Raw genomic sequence first — 23,728 nt, 5'->3', positions numbered from 1 at the left:
ACCCGCCGCGTGGGAGCTAGCGCGTGTACGCCTGGAGCTCGGCGATCCGCACGTTCTGCGCCTGCGGGCTGGCGGTGGCGCAGTCCGTCGCCGCCCGCGGGTCGTCGTCCTGCTCACCGGCGTAGTCCGGCGCGCCGGTGCACTGGTTGGTCAGCACCTCGACACGCAGGTGCGTGGCGGTGGTGCGCGGGATGTCGAAGGACCGCATGATCAGCTCGGGTGCCCGGGGGCGCGGCGCCACCGACGGGAAGGCGTCCGGCTTGCTGGTGTAGACCGGCCGGAAGTCCGCCGCGTCGGCGCACGTCACCGGTCCCTGCGCGGTGCAGGCCAGGACCCGGAACTGCCGCAGCGCGGAGTACCGGCTCTGGGTGCCGGCGTCCGCGTCACCGGTGACGGGCGGGCGCAGCATCGCGCTGACATGCACCCGGCGTACCTGCTGCACGCCGCCGGCCAGGTCGACTGTGACCTGCCGGCCGGCCACCGGCGCGCCGAGTGAGGCCCAGTTGGTGGCCTCGTCGTCGTCGGCGATCTGCGGCAGGTTGATCCCGTCGCCGGCGACCGTCGCGCCGGTGGCCGCCGAGGCCAGGTTGGGTCGCAGCGTCACCGGCAGCGTCCGGTTCTGGCCCGCCTTGACCGTCACCGGGCCGATCCGGGTGTGCCCGTAGCCGGGGGCCCGCACCACGAACTCGTACGTGCCGGGCACCAGGTCGACCCGGTCGGTCAGCGGGGTCGCCGCGTCGGTGTCCGCGACCGGCACGGCCCGCGCCTGGTAGCGCCCGACGAACAGCTGCGCACCGGCCACCGGCCCGCGCTCACCGATCGGCAGGAGCCGCAGCGAGCCCTCCCGGGCGTACGGGGAGGTGAAGCCCGGGGTGGGGTCGGGGTCGGTGTGGCCGACGCTGGCCGCGCCCTCCCCCAGGCCGCGCTTGGCGAACGCGTTCCAGAGCAGGTCCTGGTTGGCGCCGCCGAAGCGGATCCGGTCGGCGGCGAGCATCGCGTCCCGGGCGTCGACCATGCTGACCTGGCTGACCGACATCAGCAGGAACGAGTCGAAGACCAGCTGGATCCAGCGCCGGTTGCCGGGGCAGGCGGTCACGTCGCGGGCACCGGTCGCGCACGCCTTCTGGATCGCTGGGGTGCCGCTGCCCCAGCGGCGCATCATGGCCGCGCGGATGTCGGTGTTGGTGGCGCTCCACACCTCGCCGGAGGCGTGCACCTGGAGGCCGACGAAGTCGTAGTCGAGCGAGCTGTAGTTCAGCGGGCTGTCGCTCATGTTGTAGTTGCGGATGCCGGCGTTCGGGTCCTGCGTGGTGTACTCGCCGATGGTGAAGCCGCGCCGGCCGGGCGCGGCGTACCCGTGCTCGAACAGGTACTCCACCGCGAGCTGGTCCGACCAGCTCTCGCTCATGCCCTGCGGCGTGCTGACCCCGGCGCTCGGGCCGGCGATCATGCGGTTGGTGACCGCGTGGCCGTACTCGTGGGCGATCACCGACATGTCGAAGTCGCCGTCGACGCAGGGTGCGTAGAACGAGCCGGCGGTGGGCTGCCACAGGTACATGTTGGTGGTCGGCGCGACGCCGTCCGGCGGGGTGATCTGGTTGGCGTTGTTGCGGGCCGGGAACGTCGGCGGGCCGCCGCTGACGCCACCGGCCTGGGCGTTGCCCTGCTCGGGGTCGTTACCGAGCCCGCCGCGGCCGAGGTTGTCCTGCTGCATGTTCCAGGTCTCCTCGGTGAACCCGAGGTGGTACGTCCAGTCGTGCATCCGGTTGTGCATCGCGAACAGGTTCGCCCGCGCCGCGTCGATGTCGTTGGCGCGCGGCGAGGTGAACACCTCCGGGTTGCAGCGCTGCTCCTGCCACTGGTTCGTCCACGGGTAGTCGTACCTGCGGTCCGGGCGGGGCGTGGCGGTCTCGGTGCCGACGCTGAACGGGTCGTTGCTGAACCAGTTCTGCACGGCGATCGCGTTGTTGCCCTTGGTCGTGGTGGTGGACTCACCGGTCGCCGGGTCCACGTCCCAGGCCGGGTGCCCGGGCACGCCCACCACCTCGGCGCAGCCGCGCGCCGGGACGGCGCACCACCGCTTGCGGGTGTCGACCGAGGACCTGTCGACACGCGGCGAGTTCGGGAAGACCTCCCAGGACGGGTGGTCCGCGGCGTGGTCGATCAGGTCCTCGCGTACCAGCACGGCGCCGTCGCGGGCGTCGACGTAGGTGGAGTAGGCGGCCGGGTCCGCGCCGGTGGTGTCCGCGCCGAGGACCACCTCCCACGCCGCGCGCGGCCCACGGTCCGCGGTGGGCACCGCGACCAACGAGGTACGCACGACCTGCGCGTCGGCGCGGCCGGCGTCGGCGATGGCAGCCGTACGGGCCTGCTCGGCGCTGATCGTCGCCGGGGCCGGCGTACCGGCGTCGCGGGCCAGTGAGGAGCTGACGTGCCACACCGCTCCGTCGCGTACGCCGATCGAGAGCATGCCGTCGACGGCGGCCGGCAGGTCGCCGAAGCGCTGCCGGAGCAGCACCGTCGCGCCCTGCCCCATCGGCGCCACGGTGAGCAGTTCCAGCGCGGCGGCGCCCTCGGCGGTCAGCCCCAGCACGTCCCGGTTGGCGGCCACGTACGCGCGCGCGGCGGCGGCCGGGTCGGCGGGCAGACCGGTGGCGAGCGGCTTGCCGGTCGAGGTGAGCGTGGCGGGCGTACCGAAGTCGGTCCAGCGCACGCGCGCGCCGAGCGCGGCGGCCCGGTCCCGCTGCCGGTCGCTGGCGGCGACGCGGCCCTTGCGGTTGTCCTGGGCCTTGGTGTCGTGCCGGTCGCCCGGCAGGTGGTCGGGTGGCGCCTGGGTACGGGTCTGTTCCCGGGGTGCCGCCTGGCCGCCGCCGGCGGCGGTCAGGACCAGACCGGCTGCCAGCAGCAGCGCGGTGGTCCCCGTCAACGCACGGGATGGTGTGCGCACGGTCCCTCCTGTCATCGTCGAACAGCGATGTCCGTTCCGCCATCCGACCAGGACGATCGACGCGCCGACACCATCCGAACATCCATAAATGTTGCTGCGTCGATTTCTTCCCCCGTCAACAGAGATGTGCCACCCACCCGGCACGTAGAGCGGGGCCACCGAATGCTCTGCACCGAGTCCTCGTCGGACCGCTGTCGAACGTCCTTCTCAATCCCTTCCGACAGAGGCCGCCGATCCCCCTACCCGCATGGCCGGGATCTTGAAGCTCTCGCCAGTTGCGTAAACCACGCGGAACCCGAGATGGTGCGCCAGCGGCGCCCATCGCGCGGAGGCAACGAGCTGCTGAACGCTGTTGACCTTCCCGCTATTGACGAGCCTGTCCAAGAGCACCGTCTCGAAGGCTGCCGCTTCGATCCAGTTGACCTGTTTTGTGAAGCCGCACATCATCGCGGCGCCGGTCTGGCTCAGGAACTCGACCATGTCGGCGTGAGACCCTCGAAGGACCGAACAAGCCCCGATGTAGATTCGCTTGCCGCTCCACGCACCCGCCGCCCACTCCGCCAGCTCGGCGAGGCTCGTTGACTCTTTTTGCGACAGCCATAGCTCACGGGGGGAGCCATGCAACGCGAAGAACCCGACCTCGAACGAGGCGTACCTGGCCAAGGACCACTGACCGAGAAGGTACCGCAGTTGATCGCGGGTGACGGCGCTCCGATGAATAGCTCGGAGGCTACCCAGCCCTTCTAGCAGCTCCAGCATCGGCCGCACAGACCAGCGCTTGGTCATGTCTGGGTGCCATTCGCCCTCAACACAGAAGACGCCTTTGCGCGTCGGCATACGGATCTCCCCACGGTCACCGAAACTGCAACGGTACGGGGCACCGAGACGCAATCTCCATCCCGGAAACGTCCTAACCGGATAGCCGATCGTCGCTTGCATCCAGGGCCGAGGACTGGCGGTGCAACAGCACCGCAGGGGTCGCTCTGCCGGACTTCGGGAGTAGGCGCCTCACCTGCTCCACCGACCCCCCGCGGACACCGAGGCTCTGCCGCGCTGCCCGGTAGAAGCCGTCACGACCGACGTCGGCCCGATGAATCATCCCCGATACGTCCGTTGGGGGAAGGGGAAGCGCACGCGCCGCCGACTCGATGTCGCGCACGGCGTGCCGCCACTCAGCAGCAGCGCGGACGGTGATCTCATCACCAAGGAGCAGCACCGCCTCCCAGGCCAGGGTATGCCGGACGTCCGCCTCCGCCAGCCGAGCCAGTCCTTCGTTCCGGTCCATCGCCGGTCGCCTCGCGTTAGGCCGATGCTCTCCGAGCATTCGGGTGGCCACGGCGTGGATCTCTTTGACCGCTTTCGTCAATTCCACATATGCGTCTAGACGCCGCTCGTCCCACCTGACCGTCTGCGTCCGGCGCCACCGGGTTCGCTCGTTCAGGCCCGTGGCGAGCATCGTGCCCACAGTACCGACCAGGACACCGAGCAGAGCGGGTAACTGCGTCGCCAGGATCTCCAGCACGTTCACCAACCGCCATCCCGCCTGAATTCTGTGGATCACCACGCTATCGCGGGTTGGCGGCTCGTATTGAGCTCGACACGACCGGCGACTGCGAAGTGTGGATGCCGGTCGGACGGAATCGACCCCCAATGGCTGCGGCCCAAACTCTCGGATCGGTGATGAAGATGCCCTTGCCTCGGTGCCGCCGGATCACGCCAAGCGCTTCCAACCGCACGTAGACCATCAGTCTTGGGTGCCGGCGAACAGCGTCCAGGCGTCGATCTCGGTCGGGGCGAGGGGCCGCGCCGGTAGATACGACGCCAGGTCGCGGAAGTCTGCCACGGCGTTGTGCACGCACACCGCGAGCGAGAAGTGCAGCAGTTCCCGCGCCGCCTGCGCGTCCGGGGCCGTGACGTCGTCGAGCAGTGGACTGCGCAGGTCGAGCGCGAACACCACGTGGCAGGCGCTCTGGTCGGCCTTCACGACGCAGTAGTAGCGCCCGGCCTCGGCCAGCCGGTTTCTGATGTTCGCCCAGGCCATCGCCCCGGAGATGTCCGGCACGTCGGCGCCGGCCACGCACGCCATCCGGAAGACCCAGCGGGCCGGGTCGTTCGGCGACACCGCGCCGTAGACCAGCACCAGGCCGCCGCGGTGGAACACGGCGAAGCCCTGCACGTCCGGGGTGAGGTGCAGGAAGTCCGGGGTCCAGACCCGGTCGTACTGCCGCTCGGCGAGGGACCGCAGGTAGTGCACGGTGCGGCCGGCGGTGTGGCGAGCGTCTACGCCCATGCGGTCTGGCCCTCCCCCGAAGGATTCGCGGAGTCTCACGCTACGAAGCGCTTCGAACACGGATCAAGGTGTGCCGATCGAGTCTGGATGGTCGGTCCCGTGAACGGGACCGACGCTGGTCGAGTCCCACGGATAGGACTACGAGGCGGCTCGTCCGATCGGTCAGCAGGCCGGGCGGAGGCGCCGTGCGCGCGGCTGCGCGCGTACACCGGCCGGGGTTGTTAGCGTGGTTCGCGGACCGCCACGGCGATCCGGCCACCCCTCGCACGACGGCCCGCGCGTCCCGGTGACTCCGCGGGACGCGGTGCTGCCGTCCGGCATGGAGGGGGTGCGATGACCGCGGTGCCGGAGGAACCCGGGGCGGGCGACGGCCGGCCGAAGCCCGGCGCGCCGGTGGACAGCCGGCGGCGGCGCTGGGCCGGACGGGCGCGGGCGCTCGGCGAGGCGGCGCGGGTGCGGACCCGGCGGTTCTGGGACGGCGCGCAGCCGACGCTGCGGCAACTGTGGTGGACCGAGGAACCACCGACGCCGGTGACCACCGTCGACAGGCGCACCCCGGAGCCGCTCACGGTGCCGGCGCAGGGGCAGGTGTACGTGTTCCTGGTCCGCGCCACCTACACCTGGTCGTCGGACTCGGCCCGGCCGGAGCTGTTCGGCTGGTACGTGGACTACTTCCAGCAACAGGCCGCGCAGCGCCTGCACCGGCTGGCGGTGCGGTGCGCGGCAGAGGTGCCACCGCACCGTCCGCGCGACCTGCACGCCGCGTTGACCGCCGCGCTCGCCGAGGACGACCCACCACCCTGGACGTACGCGCGCGGCGAGGTGACGTTCGCCTGCGAGCCGGACGTCACGGTGCACCTGGACGAGCGGGTGCGCAAGCTGCTCCAGCCGTACTGGGAGCAGCGCATCGCGCTGGAGTGCGAGCGTGACCTGGCCCGCCGCCGCGCCGAGTACGCCGAGGAACGTGAGCGGCGCGACCGCCCGCCGGATGGGCCGCCCGCGACACGAGGGGCCGGCACGAGCGGGCCGGCAGCCACGACCGCGCCGGCCGACGGGAGTGAGCCGGCGGGACGGGCGCGGCGTGGGTCGCGGCCGGACGGGCCGGTGGAGTCGTTCACCCCGCTGGAGCCGCTGCTCCCCCCACCCGCGCCGCGCCCGGCCCCGGGACAGCGGCCACCCCGGCCGGACGGCCCGGAGCCGCCCCGGGTCTGAGCCCGGACGGTCAGCCCGCGACGGCGGCCTCGTCGGGGCGGGTCCGGCGGGCGGCCAGGTACGCGGCGAGCCCGGTGGCGTCCTCGGTGGCCAGGAACGCGCCGCGCGCGTTGACCAGGGTCTCGTCGGCGTGGGTCAGGCAGCCCCACGCCGTGTCGCCCCACGAGTCGGCGAGCTTGACCTCGGCCGGCTCGACACAGGGCTCGCCCCGCGGCCCGCCGATCTGGCAGTGCCCGGGGGCGCCGTCACGCCGGGCCGCGACCTGGGCGGCCCGGCGAACCGGCGCGGGCCGCCCGTCCGGGTCGGCGGGCGGGGCGGGCACGACGCACGGCCTGGTGAACAGGATCGTGTTGCCGTCGGGATCGACGGTGCGGCACTCCCCTTCCGGCACGTGGTCGACGGGGTGACCGGCTGCTGCCAGGCGCTCGGCGGTGGCGGCGACGTCGTCGACATGGAGGTACAGCGCGGCCGGGACCGGGGTGCCCTCGACGAGCAGCAGCGTCAGGTCGCCGCAGCGCAGGGGCGTCCGGCCGGCCGCCCCGGGCCGCCCGGTGTAGCCGAACAACGCGTAGAACCGGCCGGCCGCGTCGACGTCGTCGACGTACAGCACCGGCACCTGAGCCTGCACCCCACCGCGCACCGCGCCACTCTACCCATTGACGCTCCGCGAATCACGTGTTGCAGATCGGGTTTTCGGCCCGGCGACTGACGCCCCGGCTCAGCAGCCGTTGGTGCTCTTCTGGTTGCGCTTCAGCCCGTCTGACCAGGTCACGCCCTGCACGACGGCCACCACGACGCTGCCGTTGTGGATCTGCTCGTAGTGCAGGTGCGGGCTGAGGTCGTACTTCGCCGACGTCGCGCCGACCCGGCCGATGACGTCGCCGCGCTTCACGGTGTCGCCCTTGGCCACCGCACGCGAGTTCAGGTGGGCGTACCGGGTACGCCAGCCGTCGCCATGCCCGATGACGATGGTGTTCCCGTAGCCGGAGGTGGTGGAGTAGTACGACTCCAGCACGGTGCCGGCGGCGCTGGCGACCGTCCGGCGGTTGAGGTCGTCCGGGCTGCCGTTGGCATCGTAGTGGTTCCAGTCGATGGCGTGGGCCGGGCTGTGCCCGTTCCAGTTGTTGCCCTGCCAGGTCTGGCCGCACAGGAACGGCATCCGGAAGCCCGGCCGGGCGGCCTGCGCGGGCTGCACACCGAGCATCGCCCCGGCGACGACTGCGGTCGTGAGCAGCGCCGGCACGCGCCACCGGGCGGCGGTGGTCATCAGCGACATCGTTCCCCTCCTCGCATCGAGTGATCTGGGTCGATGCTATGGGCCGCGCGGACGTCGGGTAAATAGCTACACGGATGAATGCCCGGCCAAAACTTTCCTACGGTCAGCCGACCAGGGCGGCGTAGCGGCCGCGCCGGTCCAGCAGCGCGTCGTGGGTGCCGGACTCGACGATCCGGCCGTGGTCGAGCACGGCGATGCGGTCGGCGTCGCGGACCGTGGAGAGCCGGTGCGCGATGGTCACCACGGTCCGGCCCCGGGCCAGCTCGTCCAGCGCCCGCTGGACCGCGCGCTCGGTCTCGGTGTCCAGCGCGCTCGTCGCCTCGTCCAGCACCAGGATCCGCGGGTCGCGCAGCAGGGTCCGGGCGATCGCGAGGCGCTGCTGCTCGCCGCCGGAGAACCGGTGGCCGCGTGAGCCGACCATGGTGTCGTACCCGTCGGGCAGCGCGCTGACGAGGTCGTGGATGCGGGCGGCGCGGGCGGCGGCCTCGATGTCGGCGTCGGTGGCGTCCGGGCGCGCGTACCGGAGGTTGTCCCGCACGGTGCCGTGCAGCAGGTACGTCTCCTGGCTGACCACGCCGACGACGGCGGCCAGGTCGGCCGGGCGCAGGTCGCGCAGGTCGATCCCGTCGATGGTGATACGGCCGGCGTCCGGGTCGTGCAGGCGGCTGATCAGCGCGGCGAGCGTGCTCTTGCCGGACCCGGTCTCCCCCACCAGGGCGAGGCTGGTGCCGGCCGGGACGTCCAGGCTGACGCCGGCCAGGGCGGCGGTGTCGCTGCCCGGGTAGCTGAAGGTGACGTCCTCGATCCGCAGGTGGCCGCGGGCGGTGGCCGGGTCGAGCGGGACCGGGCGGTCCGGCTCGGCGACCTCGACGGGCAGGTCGAGGTATTCGAAGATGCGGGCGAACAGGGCGAGGGACGCGGTGAGCGTGACGCCCACGTTGAGCAGCCCCATCAGCGGCCGGAACAGGTTGCCCTGCAGCGCGGTGAACGCGACGAGCGTGCCGATGGTGAGCGTGCCGGCGGTGCCGGGCAGCCCGGCGCCGAGGTAGATCACCGCGGGGATGGCGGCGAAGACGATGCTCATGGCGGCCATCCGCCAGCGGCCGGCAAGCTCGGAGCGCAGTTCCAGGTCGACCAGGCGGGCCGAGGAGGCGGTGAACCGGTCGACCAGGGCCGGGCCGGTGCCGAGCGTCTTGGCCAGCCGGACGCCGCTCACGGACAGCCCTTCCTCGATCGTCACGGTGAGGTCGGCGAGTTCGCGCTGGCGCTGGGCGGTGATCTCCCGGCGCAGCCGGGCGACCCGGCGGGTGAGCCAGAGTGCGGGCGGCAGCACGACCGCCGAGACGAGCGTGAGCCGCCAGCTCAGCGCCAGCATGGCGATCGTGGTGGCGACCACTGTGGTGAGGTTGGCGGCGATCGAGGTGGCGGTGGAGGTGACCACCGCCTGCATGCCGCCGATGTCGTTGGTGATGCGCGACTGGACCTCGCCGGTGCGGGTGCGCACGAAGAAGCCGATCGACTGCCGCTGGAGGTGGGCGAAGACGTCGGTGCGCAGCCGGTGCATGACCTGCTGGCCGACGCGGGTGGAGATCCAGGTCTGCGCGACGCCGAGCACGGCGGTGACCGCGGCGACCGCGACCATGCCTGCGACCAGCCAGGCCAGCAGCGTCAGGTCACGCTCGGGCAGGGCCCTGTCGATCACGGTACGCAGCAGGAACGGCGTCGCCATCGCGATGATCGAGGACGCCACGATGATCGCCACCACGGTGGCGAGCGGGCCGCGGTGGGCGGTGAACAGACCGCCGATGCGGCGCAGGGACACCGAGCGGGCCTGGGCCTTCTCGGCGGGGGAAACGGTCCGGCCGTCACGGCGGCCGTCGGGGATGCGATCCAAGGGTGCTCCTCATGCGGGGGGCGGGGGACGATGCTGAGGTTACCTCAACATGAGGGAACAACACGAAAGCCTGCTACCGTATTCCCCGTGAGCGGCAGCGACGAGAGCCTGGCCGAGACGTTCTGGGCGGTGACCCGCCGGCTGCGGCACCAGACCAAGGGCGCGCTCGAACCGTGGGAGATCAGCCCCGGGCAGGCGCGGGCACTGGGCGTGCTGATGCGCCACGGCGCGCTGCGGCCCGGCGCGCTCGCCGAGCACCTGCGCATCGCCCCGCGCTCGGCCACCGAGGTGGTGGACGGGTTGCAGGAGCGCGGCCTGGTCGAGCGCCGGCCCGACCCGGCCGACCGGCGGGCCACGCTGGTCGCCCCGACCGCCGAGGGCGAGCGGGTGGGCACGGCGATCCGGCAGGCGCGGGCCACCGAGGCGGAACGGTTCTTCGGCGTGCTCACGCCCGACGACCGGGCCGAGCTGGCCCGGATCCTGCGCCGCCTGCGCGAGGACTAGGTCTCCGGCCTCCCCGATTTCACCCGTTCCGGGTGAGGCGACAGGCCCCGTAGCGGGGAATAGCGCCATCGGAAGGAGGGCCGATGGTCGACGCCACCGAAGAGTTCTTCCGGGGCCTGGGGCAGCGCCGGCAGCGCGGGCTGACCGCGCTCCACGAGGGCACCGTCCGGTTCGACCTCGCCGATGACGGGTCGGTCGACCACTGGCTGGTCTCCATCGCCCGGGGCGAGGTCACCGCGGCGCGGCAGGCCACCGGTGGGGACGCGGTCGTCCGGGCGGACCGGGCCGTCTTCGACCGGATCGCGCGGGGCGAGTCGTACTTCCTGACCACGGTCCTGCGCGGCGAGGCCGAGGTGGAGGGCAGCCCGCGGCTGTTCGCGACCGTGCGCCGGCTGTTCCCCTCCCCGCCCGGCTCGCGCCCGGAACGACACCGGGGAGACGACGATGGGTGACGACCACGTCGGCATCTTCGACGGGACGATCTTCCTGGTCTGTGACCGGGCGGGTGACATCGTCCCGGCGGCCGACGCCACCCACGGCCTGTTCGCCCACGACACCCGCTTGCTGTCCCGGTGGCAGCTCACCATCGACGGCGAGCCGCTCAGCACGCTGTCCATCGACGACATCCAGTACTTCGAGAACCGGTTCTACCTGGTTCCGGGCAGTCAGGACGTCTACGTCAACAGCACGCTGGAGGTGCGCCGGACCCACAGGCTCGACACCGGGCTCCAGGAGGACCTGCTCCTCGTCAACAACGACCGGCTGCCCGTCGACCTGACCGTACGGATCGAGGTGGACGCGGACTTCGCGGACCTCTTCGCGGTCAAGGAGGGCACGACGAACCGCGAGGGGCGGCACTACCGACGGGTCGACGGCCCGCGACTCGTCCTGGGTTACCAGCGCGAACGCTACCGCCGCGAGACGATCGTGTCCGCGACGGCACCGGCGGAGGTGGACGAGAACGGCCTGACGCTGCGCGTGCACATCGAACCGCACGGCCGGTGGCAGACCCGGCTGACCGCCGAGCCGGATCTCCCCCTGCCCCGCGGTCTGGAGCGGCTGCGCCTGCCGGGACGGGCCGCCGGCGCCGAGCGGAACAAGGCAGGCGAACTACGGGAGTGGCTGGACCGGGCGCCGCGACTGGAGACCAGCTGGGGACCGTTGCAGAACACCTACCGGCAGAGCCCTCATCGACCTGGCCGCGCTGCGGTTCAGCCCGTTCCTCGCCGGGACCGGGTGTGTGCTGGCCGCCGGGCTGCCCTGGTTCATGTGCCTGTTCGGCCGCGACAGCATCCTCACCAGCCTCCAGGCGCTGCCGTTCGCACCCGAACTCGCCGCCACCACGCTCACCGTGCTCGCCTTCCGCCAGGGCAGCCGGATCGACGACTTCCGGGAGGAGGAGCCGGGTCGGATCCTGCACGAGATGCGCTACGGCGAGCTGACCGTCTTCGACGAGACACCGCACAGCCCCTACTTCGGCAGCGCGGACGCCACTCCCCTGTTCCTCGTGCTGCTCGACGAGTACGAGCGGTGGACCGGCGACGCCGCCCTCGTACGCGCGGTGGAGCAGGAGGCGCGGGCGGCCGTCGACTGGATCGACCACTACGCCGACCGGGCCGGCAACGGCTACGTCTCCTACGAGCGGCGCAACCCGGTGAACGGTCTGGAGAACCAGTGCTGGAAGGACTCGTGGGACAGCATCTCCCACCGCGACGGCCGACTGCCGGGCTTCCCGCGCGCCACCTGCGAACTCCAGGGGTACGCGTACGACGCGAAGGTGCGCACCGCCCGGCTGGCCCGCGAGATCTGGCACGACCCGGCGTACGCGGACCGGCTGGAGCGGGACGCCGCCGACCTCAAGCGCCGCTTCAACCACGACTTCTGGATCGACGACGGCGAGTACATGGCGCTGGCGCTCGACGGCGACGGCAGCAAGGTGGACGCCCTGTCGTCGAACATCGGCCACCTGCTGTGGAGCGGCATCGTCGAGGAGCCGAAGGCCGAGGCCCTGGTGCGGCACCTGATGTCACCGGCGATGTTCAGCGGCTGGGGTGTCCGCACGCTGGCCGAGGGCGAGGCCCGCTACAACCCGGTGGGCTACCACGTCGGGACCATCTGGCCGTTCGACAACTCGTTCATCGCCTGGGGCCTGCGGCGCTACGGGTATGCCGAGGAGGCGGCCCGCATCGCGGCCGGCATCCTGGACGCGGCGGCCTTCTACGACGGCCGGCTGCCGGAGGCGTTCGCCGGGCACGCCCGGTCCGAGACCCGCTACCCGATCCGGTACCCGACCGCGTGCAGCCCGCAGGCCTGGTCGGCCGGGGCCCCGCTGCTGCTCCTGCGGACGATGCTCGGCCTCCGGCCGGTCGGCGACGATCTCGTGGCCCGGCCCGCCCTGCCTGCTAGCCTCGACTACGTGGCCTTGCTCGATGTCCCCGGCCGCTGGGGACGCCGGGACGCCTTCGGCAGGAGCACCGCCGCCGGCGGCCTGAGCCGCTACGAGCTGGCGCCGCAGCAGCTCTCCGCACCGTGACGGGACCGACATGCAGCGCATCGACTGGGCACACACCGCTGTGGTGGGCGTCCACTGGCAACACGAGGTGGTCAGCCCGGACGGCGTCTTCGGCCCGTTCTTCGCCGGCCAGGTGACCCGGCACGGCGTGGCGGCGAACGCGGCCCGGGTCGCCGCCGCCGCGCGGGCAGCGGGCGGCCTCGTGGTCTTCACCCGCGTCGCCTACCGGCCCGGCTATCCCGACCTGATCGCCAACACCCCGAGCTTCGACATGATCGCCGAGCGCGGGGCGTTTCTGGAGGGCGACCCGAAGACCCGGATCGTCGACGAGGTCGGGCGACAGCCCGGCGACGTCGTCGTCACCTCCACCCGGCTCGGCGGATTCTCCGGCACCGACCTGGACGTGATCCTGCGCGGCCGGGGCGTGCGGACCGTGGTGTTCACCGGTGTCGCGACGAACCTGGCCGTCGCCTCCACCGCCTACCAGGCGGTCGACCACGGGTACCGTATCGTCACCGTCTCCGACGCGTGCACGGCGGCCACCGACGAGCTGCACGACGCCTACCTGAGCACGCTGGGCCAGCTGGGCGAGGTGGCCACCACCGGCGAGGTCGCCTGACCGGCCGCCGGGGCGCTCAGCGCAGGCCGGCGGGGCGCTCAGCGCAGGCCGGCGGCGATCGCGTCGACCAGCAGCGCGCCCAGCATTCGCGCCATCACGGCGCGGGCGGTCTCCACGTCGAGCCCCATCGAGTCGCGCATCATCGACCACGAAGACCAGGTGCCGGCCACCGTCAACGCGTCCAGCAACTGCGCCTGCCCCGGCCCGGCCTGCGCCAGCTCCGGGGCGAACACCGCCTCGATCTCCTGCCGGACCCGGGTGACCGCCGCCTCCCGGTTGCGCCGCAGCTGTGGGGAGAACGGCTCCCGCAGCGCCGACGCGCGAGCCGAGGGCGCCAGCACCTCCAGCAGCCGGGCGCGCTGGTCGCAGAACGCGGCGATCCGGGCGGTCAGCGGCAGCTCCGGCGGCACCGGCTGCCAGAGCGCGGCCTGCCGTTCGCCGACCCGCCGCCCGGTCGCGGCGAACAGCGTCTCCATGTCCTTGAAGTTGGTCCAGAGCGTGCGCAGCGACACCCCGGCCCGCTCGGCGATCCGTTCCCCGGTGGGCCGCAGGTCACCGGAGTCGATCAGGGCCAGGTGCGCCTCCACGATCGCGGCCCGGGTCCGCTCGGCCCGCGCCGCTCGGCCGTCCACCCGCTCCGGCGGGTCGGTCTCCAGCTCGATCATGGGTACGGGATCTCCTGTTGCTCGTCTGCCGGCGGCCACTCTACGTGCGTGTCGCCGGGCGGCCGGCACCCGGCCACCCGGCGACAGCACCGCGGTCAGGACGTCGGAACGGCGTCCGCCGGCGGGTTCGTCGGCGGCTCGGTGAACTCGGTGACGGCGCCGTCACCGTCGTCGGTGGTGTACGCGGGGCCGAAGTACGCCTGCGCGCCGTTGCTCACCTTGGTGAGCCGGACGCCGCCGTAGCCGGCGTGCACGCCGTCGGCGTACCGGAAGGGGACCAGGCCGGGCCCGCGGAAGCCGCCCTTGCGCACGGCCTCGACCAGCTTCTCCCGGGTGGGGTCGGGCCCGGCGGCGAGCATGGCCTGCACGAACGTGTACGCCATCGAGTAGCCGTAGATCGCGTTGCCGTCGACCGGGTTGCCCGCGTTGTACTTCTGGTGGATCTTGGTGAACTCCTGGATCCACGGGTTCGCGGTGTCACTCACGTTCGGCAGGTAGTTGTCGGCGACCATGCCCTCGAGGATCACCTTCTTGTCGCCGAGCTGCGCGGACAGCGTGGTGTAGTCGGCGCCCACGTTGGACACCACCCACTGCGCCTTGAAGCCCTGCCCGGCGGCCTGGCCCATGGCGAGCGCGGTGAAGCCGGGGATGGTCGCCGAGATGACCACCTGGCAGCCGGCCGCGCGCAGCGCGCCGATCGCCGGGCCGACCTGCTGGTTGGTGGTGGTGTACGTCTGCTTCGCCGCGACCGGGCCGAGGATCTGCTCGACGCCGGCCAGGGAGTCCCGCCCGAAGTCGTCGTTCTGCCCGAAGTGGCAGACCTTCGCGCCGGGGAACTCCTTCTTGACGTAGGTGGCCAGGATCTTGCCCTCGACCGTGTAGTCGGGCTGCCAGCCGAACGTGGTCGGGTACTTGTCCGGCTGGTTCCAGTTGCGGCTGCCGGAGGCGACGAACAGGTCCGGCACCTTCTGCGTCTTGACGAACTCCAGCACGTTCGTGTGCGTGGGCGTGCCGAGGCCGCCGAGCAGCGCGAAGACCTTGTCGTCGAGCACCAGCTTGCGGACCACGTTCTCGGTGTTGGCCGGGTTGTAGCCGTCGTCCATGACCTTGTAGACGATCTTCCGGCCGTGCACGCCGCCCTTGGCGTTGACGTGCTCGAAGTACGCCTTGGTGGCGGCGGAGATCTTCGAGTAGCCGGGGGCGGCCGGTCCGGTGAGCGGTTGGTGGGTGCCGATGACGACCTCGGAGTCGCTGACGCCGGGGACGTTCTCGGCGGCCTGCTTCTCGTCGTCGGCGCAGGCAGGCAACGCGGCCAGCAGGGCCAGGCCGGCGGCGGCCGCGAGAACGCGGCGGGTGGTGGGGCGCATGGTTCTCCATTCCGGTGCGACGGTGCGAACGGTGTGGGTGGAACCGGTGAGGTCAGCGGTCCGGCGACCGGCGGGGGGTACGGCGGCGGCGGAGCACCGCGCGCAGCCGGGTGCCGACGGCACGCACCCCGCCCTGGAGGCCGCCCGGTGCGGCGAGCATGACGACGATGAGGATCAGGCCGAACACGGCCAGCGCGAGGTTGCCCTCGAGCCGCTGGGCCAGCCCGGCGGACAGACTGAGGTGCTCGGTGAGCAGGCCGGGCAGGTCCTGGAGGGCGACCAGCAGCACCGCTCCCCAGACCGCGCCGGCGAGGCTGCCCAGCCCGCCGATCACGATCGCCATCAGCAGGAACAGCGACAGGTCCAGCGGGAACTTGCCGGGCGCGACGGTGGCGGTGAGCAGGGCGTACACGCCGCCGCCCAGCCCGGCGCAGGCGGCGCTCACCACGAAGGCGAGCACCTGCGTGCGGGCCACCGGGATGCCGGCGAGCCGGGCCGCGACCTCGTCGTCGCGGACCGCCCGCAGGGACCGGCCGAAGCGGCTGCGGACCAGGTTGGCCAGCAGCAGCATGGTGAGCAGCGCGGCGGCCAGCGCGATCCAGGCCAGCCAGCGTTCCGGCTGGAAGTAGGCGCCGAGCGCGGCCGGTGGCGTCTGCGCCGGGAACGACAGACCCTGTTCGCCGTTGAACACGCCGGTGAAGATCGTGGTGACCGCCGGGACGAGCGTCGCCACGGCGAGCGTCACGCCGGCCAGGTAGGGGCCGCGCAGCCGGGCCGCCGCCAGCCCGACGACGAGCCCGCCGAGCGCTGTCACCGCGACGGCGACCAGCAGCGACGCGGGCAGCGTCCACCAGCCGGACACGCCCCGCTCGTCCAGGGCCCGCTGGGTCAGGGCCGTCGTGTACGCGCCGGTGGCCATCAGCGCGCCGTGCCCGAGCGAGAGCTGGCCGTTGAGCCCGACCAGCACGGTGTGCCCGGCGGTGACGCAGAGGAACGCGCACACGCGCGCCACCTGGAGATTCTGGTACGGCGCGAGCTGGTTGGTGACCAGCACGACGAGCGTGCCGGCGAACACGGCCACGGCGAGGTGGCGCAGCAGCGTGGAGCCGCGCGCCTCGCGTCCGGCCGGTGCGCCGGGGAGCAGGCGGCGCAGCGGGGACGGCGCCGCAGCCGCGATCTTGGTGGGGGTGCTCGTCACACGTGCCTCGCTCTCGCCGCGGAGAAGAGCCCGCCGGGGCGGACCAGCAGGACGGCCAGCAGCAGCACCAGAACGGCCAGCGGTGTGGTGTCCGGTCCCAGGTAGCCGGTGACGTAGGACAGGATCAGCCCGACCAGCAGGCCGCCGACCACCGCGCCCACCGGGCTGTCCAGGCCACCGACCACGGCGGCGGTGAACGCGACCACGAAGACCAGGTCCATGGCGTGCGAGTGCAGGCCGAGTCCGGTGGGGACGACCAGCATCCCGGCGAGCGCGCCGACGCCCGCCGCCAGCGCCCAGCCCAGCGTGAGCATCCGGCCGACGCTGACGCCGAGCAGCCGGGACACCTCGGGCGCGAACGCGGCGGCCCGCATCCGCAACCCCACTGGGGTACGGGTGAACAGCACCGCGAGCAGCGCCACCACAGTCAGCGCCGCGCCGAGCACCCACAGGTCGTACGGGGACAGCGCGGCCACGCCGGCGATGGTGAGCGCGTCGGTGTCGAACGGCGCCGGGGCGGGCCGGTAGTCGTTGCCGAAGACCATGCCGAGCACGGCCTGGATGACGAGCACCAGCCCGAGCGCGACGATCACCTGGTTGAGCGGGCCGCCGGGACCGGCGAACCGCATCAGCACCCGCTCCACGAGCGCGCCCAGGGCCAGTCCGGACAGGATCGCGGCGGCCAGGCCGAGCCAGTACGAGCCGGTGGCGGAGACGACCGCGTACCCGACGTAGGCGGTGGCCACCGCCATCGCGCCCTGGGCGAAGTTGACCACCCGGGCGGCCCGCCAGATGAGCACCAGCGCGAGCGCGAACGCCGCGTACACCGCCCCGGAGGCGAACCCGTCGAAGGTGAGGAACCAGAACCGCTCCATCCGCGACCCCCTTCCTAGAATCCGAGGTACGCGTGCCGGAGCTGGTCGTCGTCGCGCAGCCGGGCGGCCGGCGCGGCCGTCACCACCCGGCCGAGCGACATGACGATGCCCTGGTCGGCGACGGACAGCGCGGAGCGCACGTTCTGCTCGACGAGCAGCACGGTGAGCCCCCGCTCGTCGCGCAGCCGCCGCAGCAGCGCCATGATCTGCGCGGCCACCTTGGGCGCCAGGCCCAGCGACGGCTCGTCGAGCAGCAGCAGGCGGGGCCGGGCGATCAGCGCGCGGCCGATCGCGAGCATCTGCCGTTCCCCGCCGGAGAGCTGGTGCCCGGCGTGGTCGCGGCGGCGGGCCAGCGCGGGGAACAGCTCGTACACCTCGTCCTGCGCGCGCCGGGCGTCGGCCCGGTCGCGCCGCCACAGCCCGCCGAGGCGCAGGTTCTCCGCCACGGTCAGCTCGGTCACCACGCCGCGGCCCTCCGGCACGTGCGCCAGACCGCGCCGGACCAGGTGTTCGACCCGGACGCCGCGCAGGTCCTCCCCCGCGTACCGGACCCGGCCGCCGGTGGGCCGCAGCAGACCCGAGAGGGTACGCAGCAGCGTGGTCTTCCCCGCGCCGTTGGCGCCGAGCACGGCGGTGACGGTCCCGGCCGGGACGGTGAACGCGACGTCGCGCAGCACCGGCACCGGACCGTAGCCGCAGCTGAGCTCCTCGACCTCGAGCACGGCGGTCACGATGCGCTCCCGGCGGGCTCGGTCGGCTCGGCGGGCACGTCGGCGCCCAGGTACGCCTCGGTCACCCGGGGGTCGTCGCGGATGCTCTCCGGGGACCCGGCGGCGATCACCTTGCCGAAGTCGAGCACCACGAGGTCGTGGCAGACGGACATCACCAGGTCCATGTGGTGCTCGACGAGCAGCACGGCGCAGCCGTCCTCCCGGTCGGGCAGCCCGCGGACCAGGTCGGCCAGCTCGGCCACGTCGTCGGCCCCGAGGCCGCCGGCCGGCTCGTCGAGCAGCAGCAGCCGGGGGCGGGCGATCAGCGCGCGGGCCAGCGCGACCCGCTTGCGGACCGGATAGGGCAGGGTGGCCGGGGCGGCGTCGGCGTACTTCTCGATGCCCAGTTCGGCGAGCAGGTCCATGGCGCGGGCGTGCAGCCGGCGCTCGTCCCGGTCGCTGCGGGGCAGGCCGAACAGCGCGGCGGCGAAACCGGCGCGGGCCGTGTGGGTGGCCCCGGCGACCACGTTCTCCCGCACGGTGAGCCCGCCGAACAGCCCGACGCCCTGGAGCGTACGGGCGATGCCGAGCCCGGTGAGCTGGTGCGGGCGGGGCCGGAACGGCCGGCCGTCCAGGGTGAGGGAACCCTCGGTGGGCCGGACGAAGCCGCAGACCACGTTGAACAGCGTGGTCTTGCCGGCGCCGTTGGGCCCGATCACGCCGACCACCCGGCCGGGCGGTACGCGCAGCGAGACGTCGTCGAGGGCGACCAGGCCGCCGAAGCGTACGCCGACGTGGTGCAGCGCCAGGCCCGGTTCGTCGGCGGGGGCGGCCGGTGGGCTCATCGTCACCTCGTGCCGGTCGTGGGAGCACGGGAAAACTAATTACACCGGGAGTGTACTTTTCTCTGCCGCCGCGTCAATGGCCCCGACGATCACGGTTCGCCTACCGGGGTTGCCGGCCTCCAACGTGCACTGTCTGTGTGATCATCCCGGCATGCGGTCGCGGGCGTGACGCAGGAACGTCTGCTCCGCCGCGTTGCCGGTGCCGGCGATCGCCGCGTCGTACGCGGCCCGGGCCTGCGCCGGACGATCGAGGCGGCGCAGCAGGTCGGCCCGGATCGCGTGCCACACGTGGTAGCCGTCCAGGTCCAGGCGGTCCACTTCGACCAGTCCCGCCTCCGGTCCGCGTACCTCGGCCAGCGCGACCGCCCGGTTCAGCGCCACCACCGGCCCGGGCGCGACGGCGGCCAACTGGTCGTAGAGCGCGAGGATCTGGGCCCAGTCGGTGGCCGCGGCGGTGGGCGCGTCCGCGTGCACCGCGCCGATCGCGGCCTGGATCTGGTACGGGCCGGGCCGGCCCCGCCGCAGACACCGGCGGACCAGGTCCTGCCCCTCGGCGATCAGCTCCCGGTCCCACCTGCCGCGGTCCTGCTCGGACAGCGACACCGGCACCCCGTCCGGGCCGGTACGGGCGGCGCGGCGGGCCTCGGTGAGCAGCATCAGCGCGAGCAGGCCGAGCGCCTCCGGCTCGTCCGGCATCAGCCTCACCAGCAGCCGGCCCAGCCGGATCGCCTCGGCACCCAGCTCGGCGCGGCCCAGTCGCTCCCCCACGCTCGCGGTGTGCCCCTCGTTGAAGATCAGGTACACCACGGCGAGGACCCCGCGCAGCCGGTCCGGCAGGTCGGCGTCGCGTGGCACCCGGTACGGGATGCCGGCGTCACGGATCTTCGCCTTGGCCCGGACCAGGCGCTGCGCCATGGTCGGCTCCGGCACCAGGAAGGCCCGCGCGATCTCGGCGGTGCTCAGGCCGCCGAGCAGGCGCAGCGTCAACGCCACCCGGGCGGGCGCGGCGAGCGCCGGGTGGCAGCAGGTGAAGATCAGGCGCAGGCGGTCGTCGGGCACGGGCCCCTCCTCGGCGGGCGGGTCGGCGGCGTGCAGCAGGGCGGCCTCGGCGTGCCGGGCGGCCCGGGTGGCCTCACGGCGCAACCTGTCGATCGCCCGGTTCCGGGCGGTGGTGATGATCCAGCCGGCCGGGCTGGGCGGCGGCCCGTCGGCGGCCCAGCGCGTCACCGCGATCGTGAACGCCTCCTGAACCGCCTCCTCGGCGAGGTCGATGTCGCCGAGGAGACGGACCAGGACGGCTACCGCGCGGCCGTACTCGGCCCGGAAGACCCGTTCGACAGCGGTCATCCCTCGCCCTGGAACGGGCGGACCTCGATCGGCAGCGTGGTGGCCAGCGCGTAGCGGCGGCCCCAGTCCAGCGCCGCGTCCAGGTCGGGCGCCCGGATGATCGTGACGCCGCCCAGGTACTCCTTGCCCTCGGCGAACGGCCCGTCGGTGACCAGCACCTCGTCGCCGGCCGGGCGCAGCACGGTGGCGGTCTGCGGGTCGTGCAGGCCGTTGCCGAACACCCAGCAGCCCGCCTCCCGCAGGTCCCGGCCGATGGCCTCGACCTCGCGCATCACCCCGGCCAGGAACTCCGGGTCCGGGCGGCCCTCGCCGGCCGGCTGGTACATGCTGATCAGGTACTGCTTCATCGGCTTCTCCTCGTCACCGCCGGACGGCCCCGCGCCGTCCTCTCACCCTCCACACGAACGACTGACGCCCGTTTCGACACGCCGGGCCGGGTGAATCCGGCCGGGAGCGGGGTACGCCGTCGCGTGCGCCGCCACCGGGTCGTCGTCGTGGGCGCCAGGTTCTCCGGTCTGGCCTGCGCGCTCGCGCTGGACGCCGCCGGCGCGCAGGTGCGGGTGCTGGAGGCCCGGGACCGGGTGGGCGGCCGGACGCGCAGCCGCCCGCTACCCGGCGGCGGCTGGCTGGATCTCGGCGCGCAGTGGATCGGCCCGACCCAGGACCGGATGTACGCGCTCGTCGCCGCGTACGGCCTGACCACGTTTCCCTCCCCCGCGCACGGCGCGCCGACGCTGCTGCTCGGCGGACGTCCGGCCACCGGCGAGCCGCCGGGGCTGTCCGCGCTGCTGGGCACGCTCGACGAGATGGCGGCCGGGCTCGACCCGGCCGCGCCGTGGCGGGCGCAGGAGGCGGCGCGGTGGGACCGGACCACGTTCGGCGGCTGGCTCGACGCGAGCGGGGCCGAGCCGGTCACCTCCCGCTACGCCGCACGCATGCTCGCCGGTGGACTGCTGGCCGCCTCGGCGGACGAGGTGTCGCTGCTACACATGCTGTTCTACCTGCGCAGCGGCGGCGGCACCCGGTCGCTGCTGCGCATGGCCGGAGGCGCCCAGCAGGACCGGATCGCCGGTGGTCCGGCCGCGCTGGCCGAGCGGATGGCCGCCGCGCTGCCGTCGGGGAGCCTGTGCCTGCGCACCCCGGTGGACGGCGTCGCGCAGGACCGCGACGGCGTGCGGCTCCGCGCCGGCGGCGAGACGTACCGCGGCGACGCCGTGGTGGTCGCGCTGGCACCGGCGCTGGCCGGGCGCATCCGGTACGACCCGCCGCTGCCCCCGCTGCGCGACGGGCTGACCCAGCGGACGCCGATGGGCGTGGCGCTCAAGGTCCACGCGCTCTACCCGGAACCGTTCTGGCGCGCCGACGGCCGCTCCGGGGTGTCCAGCACCGACACCGGGCCGCTCACCGAGACGGTGGACAACTCGCTGCCGGGCGTGCCGGGCGGGGTGCTCACCGCGTTCAGCTACGGCGCGCAGGCCCGGGCGTTGCGCCGGCTGCCGGAGGACGCGCGCCGGGACGCGCTGCGCGAGGCGCTCGCCGCGATCTTCGGCCCGGCCGCCGCGCACCCCGACGACCTCGTCGAGTACGACTGGTCGGCCGACGAGTGGACGCGCGGCTGCTTCTGCGGCGTCCTGCCGCCCGGCGCGTGGTGCGCGTACGGCCCGGAACTGCGGACGCCTGTGGGCCGGCTGCACTGGGCCGGAACCGAGACCGCGACCCGGTGGAGCGGCTACCTGGAGGGCGCGGTGACCGCCGGCGAGCGCGCCGCCGCCGAGGTGCTCGCCCAGCTCGGCTGAGCACCTGATCCAGTGAGATTCTTCGATGCAGTCTATTGAAAAGTTTCTCCGCCCTGTGCCCTAATGACGACAGTTCCTTTCGTCATACTCCCGCCGCCGGAGCGCGGCAACCCCCAGGGAGGACAGATGCACAGGTCGATCCGATCGGCGCTGCGCGCGGCCGGAGCCGCGCTGCTCGCCACCGTCACCGTCGCCGCGGCGACCCTGTCCGGGACGGCTCCCGCCTCCGCCGCCCCGGCCGGACTGCCCGGCATGGACGTCTCCAGCTACCAGGGCAACGTGAACTGGTCCGGCGCGTGGGCCAACGGCGCCCGGTTCGCCTACGTCAAGGCGACCGAGGGCACGTACTACACCAACCCGTACTTCGCCCAGCAGTACAACGGCTCGTACAACGTCGGGATGATCCGCGGCTCGTACCACTTCGCCCGCCCCGACACGACCAGCGGCGCCGTCCAGGCCAACTACTTCGTCGACCACGGCGGCGGCTGGTCCAAGGACGGGCGGACGCTGCCCGGCGCGCTGGACATCGAGTACAACCCGTACGGCGCGACCTGCTACGGGCTGAGCCAGGCGTCGATGCGCAGCTGGATCGCCTCGTTCGTCAACCAGTACTACGCCCGCACCGGCCGGTGGGCCACCATCTACACCACCACCGACTGGTGGAGCACCTGCACCGGCAACACCGCACAGTTCGCCGCGAACAACCCGCTGTGGATCGCCCGCTATTCGAGCAGCGTCGGCACGCTGCCTGCGGGCTGGGGCACGTACTCGTTCTGGCAGTGGTCCTCCTCCGGCGTCTTCCCCGGTGACCAGAACGTGTGGAACGGCTCGCTCGACCGGCTGCGCGTCCTGGCCTGCAACGGACCCTGCTGACCCCGGCCCGGGCGTGGCGGGCGGTGCCGGTCCCGCCACGCCCGGCCGCCTCTCTCTCCCGAGGAGCTGCGATGTCTGTTCCTGTCCCCCGGCGGGCCGTGCTGCGCGGCGCGGTCCTGCTCGGCGCAGCCGCCGGCGTCGGCGCGCTGACCCAGATCGGCTCCGGCCCCGACGCGCGGGCCGCCGCCACCCGGGTCGATCAGCCGACCATCGCCAACTGCGCGACCTGGGGCGCCCGCCCGCCCTCGTCGCCGGTGAGCGTGGTGGCCAGCCGTCCCAACAAGATCATCGTGCACCACACGGCGTTCCCGAACACGACCGACTACAGCCTCGCCCAGGCGTACCGCAACTCCCGCGACATCCAGAACCTGCACATGGACGGCAACGGCTGGCTCGACTCCGGGCAGCACTTCACCAACAGCCGGGGCGGCTACCTGACCGAGGGCCGGCACGGCAGCCTCTACGCGCTGCTGCACGGCCAGACCATGGTGCAGGGCGCGCACTGCGTCGGGCAGAACAGCCAGGCGATCGGCATCGAGAACGACGGCATCTACGTGGACGTGCAGCCGCCGCAGGCGCTCTGGAACAGCCTGGTGACGTTCTGCGCGTTCACCTGCCAGCAGTACGGCATCGCGCCCACCGAGATCTACGGGCACAAGGACTTCAACAACACGCAGTGCCCGGGGCTGCTGCACGACCGCCTGCCCGAGCTGCGCCGTACCGTCGCCGCCCGCCTGGGCGGCTGACAAACGGGGGTACGCGGGGCGCCCGGGTGCGACGGGCGCCCCGCGTACGTCA

The 23,728-nt window shown here is 73.1% G+C and carries 22 protein-coding genes and 1 pseudogene; 8 read left to right on the top strand and 15 right to left on the bottom strand.

The window, feature by feature from the left end:
• Positions 1 to 16: 16 nt before the first annotated feature.
• The 4 genes from O7607_RS25035 to O7607_RS25020 all read right to left on the bottom strand — a co-directional run bounded on the left by O7607_RS25035 (position 17) and on the right by O7607_RS25020 (position 5,237).
• A complete protein-coding gene (locus O7607_RS25035) occupies positions 17 to 2,926 on the bottom strand; it encodes a M36 family metallopeptidase (RefSeq protein WP_269705654.1) in 2,910 nt (969 codons plus the stop codon).
• 228 nt (positions 2,927 to 3,154) lie between these two features.
• Positions 3,155 to 3,784: a DUF6642 family protein gene (locus O7607_RS25030; protein ID WP_269705652.1), complete on the bottom strand. Its 630-nt coding sequence runs from the start codon at positions 3,782 to 3,784 to the stop codon at positions 3,155 to 3,157.
• A gap of 73 nt (positions 3,785 to 3,857) precedes the next feature.
• Positions 3,858 to 4,475 (bottom strand): hypothetical protein, encoded by a 618-nt coding sequence (locus O7607_RS25025; RefSeq protein WP_269705651.1) that lies wholly within the window; start codon positions 4,473 to 4,475, stop codon positions 3,858 to 3,860.
• A gap of 216 nt (positions 4,476 to 4,691) precedes the next feature.
• Positions 4,692 to 5,237 (bottom strand): hypothetical protein, encoded by a 546-nt coding sequence (locus O7607_RS25020; protein WP_269705650.1) that lies wholly within the window; start codon positions 5,235 to 5,237, stop codon positions 4,692 to 4,694.
• Positions 5,238 to 5,570: 333 nt separating this feature from the next.
• On the opposite strand from O7607_RS25020, the gene O7607_RS25015 reads away from it, so the two are divergent.
• Positions 5,571 to 6,449: a hypothetical protein gene (locus O7607_RS25015; protein ID WP_269705649.1), complete on the top strand. Its 879-nt coding sequence runs from the start codon at positions 5,571 to 5,573 to the stop codon at positions 6,447 to 6,449.
• A 10-nt stretch (positions 6,450 to 6,459) separates the two neighbouring features.
• Here O7607_RS25015 and O7607_RS25010 read toward each other — a convergent pair whose 3' ends face one another.
• The 3 genes from O7607_RS25010 to O7607_RS25000 form a co-directional block, all read right to left on the bottom strand.
• Positions 6,460 to 7,089 carry a VOC family protein gene (locus O7607_RS25010; protein ID WP_269705648.1) on the bottom strand — a complete coding sequence of 210 codons (630 nt, stop codon included), beginning with the start codon at positions 7,087 to 7,089 and terminating at the stop codon, positions 6,460 to 6,462.
• Between the two features lie 78 nt (positions 7,090 to 7,167).
• A complete protein-coding gene (locus tag O7607_RS25005) occupies positions 7,168 to 7,725 on the bottom strand; it encodes a M23 family metallopeptidase (protein WP_104114101.1) in 558 nt (185 codons plus the stop codon).
• A gap of 103 nt (positions 7,726 to 7,828) precedes the next feature.
• Positions 7,829 to 9,610 carry an ABC transporter ATP-binding protein gene (locus tag O7607_RS25000; protein ID WP_442929542.1) on the bottom strand — a complete coding sequence of 594 codons (1,782 nt, stop codon included), beginning with the start codon at positions 9,608 to 9,610 and terminating at the stop codon, positions 7,829 to 7,831.
• A 96-nt stretch (positions 9,611 to 9,706) separates the two neighbouring features.
• Here O7607_RS25000 and O7607_RS24995 point away from each other — a divergent pair, with 96 nt between their 5' ends.
• The 4 genes and pseudogenes from O7607_RS24995 (at position 9,707) to O7607_RS24980 (ending at position 13,254) form a co-directional block, all read left to right on the top strand.
• Complete coding sequence (locus tag O7607_RS24995) at positions 9,707 to 10,123, top strand: MarR family winged helix-turn-helix transcriptional regulator (RefSeq protein ID WP_269705646.1); 417 nt, start codon at positions 9,707 to 9,709, stop codon at positions 10,121 to 10,123.
• A gap of 83 nt (positions 10,124 to 10,206) precedes the next feature.
• Positions 10,207 to 10,575 carry an SCP2 sterol-binding domain-containing protein gene (locus O7607_RS24990; RefSeq protein WP_269705645.1) on the top strand — a complete coding sequence of 123 codons (369 nt, stop codon included), beginning with the start codon at positions 10,207 to 10,209 and terminating at the stop codon, positions 10,573 to 10,575.
• Positions 10,568 to 12,656, top strand: a pseudogene (locus O7607_RS24985) (amylo-alpha-1,6-glucosidase). Before O7607_RS24990 ends, O7607_RS24985 begins: the two are co-directional and overlap by 8 nt.
• A gap of 10 nt (positions 12,657 to 12,666) precedes the next feature.
• A complete protein-coding gene (locus tag O7607_RS24980; protein ID WP_269705644.1) occupies positions 12,667 to 13,254 on the top strand; it encodes a cysteine hydrolase family protein in 588 nt (195 codons plus the stop codon).
• A gap of 38 nt (positions 13,255 to 13,292) precedes the next feature.
• On the opposite strand, the gene O7607_RS24975 is transcribed toward O7607_RS24980, so the two are convergent.
• The 8 genes from O7607_RS24975 to O7607_RS24940 all read right to left on the bottom strand — a co-directional run bounded on the left by O7607_RS24975 (position 13,293) and on the right by O7607_RS24940 (position 20,608).
• Complete coding sequence (locus tag O7607_RS24975; RefSeq protein WP_269705643.1) at positions 13,293 to 13,919, bottom strand: TetR/AcrR family transcriptional regulator; 627 nt, start codon at positions 13,917 to 13,919, stop codon at positions 13,293 to 13,295.
• Positions 13,920 to 14,014: 95 nt separating this feature from the next.
• Positions 14,015 to 15,286, bottom strand: a complete 1,272-nt coding sequence (locus O7607_RS24970; RefSeq protein ID WP_269705641.1) for an ABC transporter substrate-binding protein — start codon at positions 15,284 to 15,286, stop codon at positions 14,015 to 14,017.
• A 52-nt stretch (positions 15,287 to 15,338) separates the two neighbouring features.
• The gene (locus O7607_RS24965; RefSeq protein ID WP_269705640.1) at positions 15,339 to 16,484 is read right to left on the bottom strand and encodes a branched-chain amino acid ABC transporter permease; all 1,146 of its coding nucleotides are present in this window, start codon (positions 16,482 to 16,484) and stop codon (positions 15,339 to 15,341) included.
• The gene (locus O7607_RS24960; RefSeq protein ID WP_269705639.1) at positions 16,481 to 17,359 is read right to left on the bottom strand and encodes a branched-chain amino acid ABC transporter permease; all 879 of its coding nucleotides are present in this window, start codon (positions 17,357 to 17,359) and stop codon (positions 16,481 to 16,483) included. The genes O7607_RS24965 and O7607_RS24960 overlap by 4 nt, the downstream gene beginning before the upstream one ends.
• Positions 17,360 to 17,373: 14 nt before the next feature.
• Entirely contained in the window at positions 17,374 to 18,090 is a 717-nt protein-coding gene (locus O7607_RS24955; protein ID WP_269705638.1) for an ABC transporter ATP-binding protein, read from the bottom strand.
• Entirely contained in the window at positions 18,087 to 18,914 is an 828-nt protein-coding gene (locus tag O7607_RS24950) for an ABC transporter ATP-binding protein (RefSeq protein WP_269705637.1), read from the bottom strand. The genes O7607_RS24955 and O7607_RS24950 overlap by 4 nt, the downstream gene beginning before the upstream one ends.
• Positions 18,915 to 19,055: 141 nt before the next feature.
• Positions 19,056 to 20,261, bottom strand: a complete 1,206-nt coding sequence (locus O7607_RS24945; RefSeq protein ID WP_269705636.1) for an RNA polymerase sigma factor — start codon at positions 20,259 to 20,261, stop codon at positions 19,056 to 19,058.
• A complete protein-coding gene (locus O7607_RS24940; protein ID WP_013286726.1) occupies positions 20,258 to 20,608 on the bottom strand; it encodes a YciI family protein in 351 nt (116 codons plus the stop codon). The genes O7607_RS24945 and O7607_RS24940 overlap by 4 nt, the downstream gene beginning before the upstream one ends.
• Positions 20,609 to 20,755: 147 nt before the next feature.
• Here O7607_RS24940 and O7607_RS24935 point away from each other — a divergent pair, with 147 nt between their 5' ends.
• The 3 genes from O7607_RS24935 (at position 20,756) to O7607_RS24925 (ending at position 23,676) form a co-directional block, all read left to right on the top strand.
• Positions 20,756 to 22,057 (top strand): flavin monoamine oxidase family protein, encoded by a 1,302-nt coding sequence (locus O7607_RS24935; RefSeq protein ID WP_269705635.1) that lies wholly within the window; start codon positions 20,756 to 20,758, stop codon positions 22,055 to 22,057.
• Between the two features lie 126 nt (positions 22,058 to 22,183).
• The gene (locus tag O7607_RS24930) at positions 22,184 to 22,930 is read left to right on the top strand and encodes a lysozyme (RefSeq protein ID WP_269705634.1); all 747 of its coding nucleotides are present in this window, start codon (positions 22,184 to 22,186) and stop codon (positions 22,928 to 22,930) included.
• A 71-nt stretch (positions 22,931 to 23,001) separates the two neighbouring features.
• Positions 23,002 to 23,676 (top strand): peptidoglycan recognition protein family protein, encoded by a 675-nt coding sequence (locus O7607_RS24925; RefSeq protein ID WP_269705633.1) that lies wholly within the window; start codon positions 23,002 to 23,004, stop codon positions 23,674 to 23,676.
• Positions 23,677 to 23,728: the final 52 nt, after the last annotated feature.

Source organism: Micromonospora sp. WMMA1949 (genome assembly GCF_027460145.1).
GTDB lineage: Bacteria > Actinomycetota > Actinomycetes > Mycobacteriales > Micromonosporaceae > Micromonospora.
The sequence above is the reverse complement of the archived record's forward strand: the minus strand, read 5'-3'. Positions and strand labels throughout refer to the sequence as shown.

Coding starts and splice junctions, on each gene's coding strand:
- O7607_RS25030 (WP_269705652.1), bottom strand. CDS start 3,784: ATGCCGACGCGCAAAGGCGTCTTCTGTGTTGAGGGCGAATGGCACCCA.
- O7607_RS25020 (WP_269705650.1), bottom strand. CDS start 5,237: ATGGGCGTAGACGCTCGCCACACCGCCGGCCGCACCGTGCACTACCTG.
- O7607_RS25015 (WP_269705649.1), top strand. CDS start 5,571: ATGACCGCGGTGCCGGAGGAACCCGGGGCGGGCGACGGCCGGCCGAAG.
- O7607_RS25005 (WP_104114101.1), bottom strand. CDS start 7,725: ATGTCGCTGATGACCACCGCCGCCCGGTGGCGCGTGCCGGCGCTGCTC.
- O7607_RS24990 (WP_269705645.1), top strand. CDS start 10,207: ATGGTCGACGCCACCGAAGAGTTCTTCCGGGGCCTGGGGCAGCGCCGG.
- O7607_RS24980 (WP_269705644.1), top strand. CDS start 12,667: ATGCAGCGCATCGACTGGGCACACACCGCTGTGGTGGGCGTCCACTGG.
- O7607_RS24975 (WP_269705643.1), bottom strand. CDS start 13,919: ATGATCGAGCTGGAGACCGACCCGCCGGAGCGGGTGGACGGCCGAGCG.
- O7607_RS24970 (WP_269705641.1), bottom strand. CDS start 15,286: ATGCGCCCCACCACCCGCCGCGTTCTCGCGGCCGCCGCCGGCCTGGCC.
- O7607_RS24960 (WP_269705639.1), bottom strand. CDS start 17,359: ATGGAGCGGTTCTGGTTCCTCACCTTCGACGGGTTCGCCTCCGGGGCG.
- O7607_RS24950 (WP_269705637.1), bottom strand. CDS start 18,914: ATGAGCCCACCGGCCGCCCCCGCCGACGAACCGGGCCTGGCGCTGCAC.
- O7607_RS24945 (WP_269705636.1), bottom strand. CDS start 20,261: ATGACCGCTGTCGAACGGGTCTTCCGGGCCGAGTACGGCCGCGCGGTA.
- O7607_RS24940 (WP_013286726.1), bottom strand. CDS start 20,608: ATGAAGCAGTACCTGATCAGCATGTACCAGCCGGCCGGCGAGGGCCGC.
- O7607_RS24930 (WP_269705634.1), top strand. CDS start 22,184: ATGCACAGGTCGATCCGATCGGCGCTGCGCGCGGCCGGAGCCGCGCTG.
- O7607_RS24925 (WP_269705633.1), top strand. CDS start 23,002: ATGTCTGTTCCTGTCCCCCGGCGGGCCGTGCTGCGCGGCGCGGTCCTG.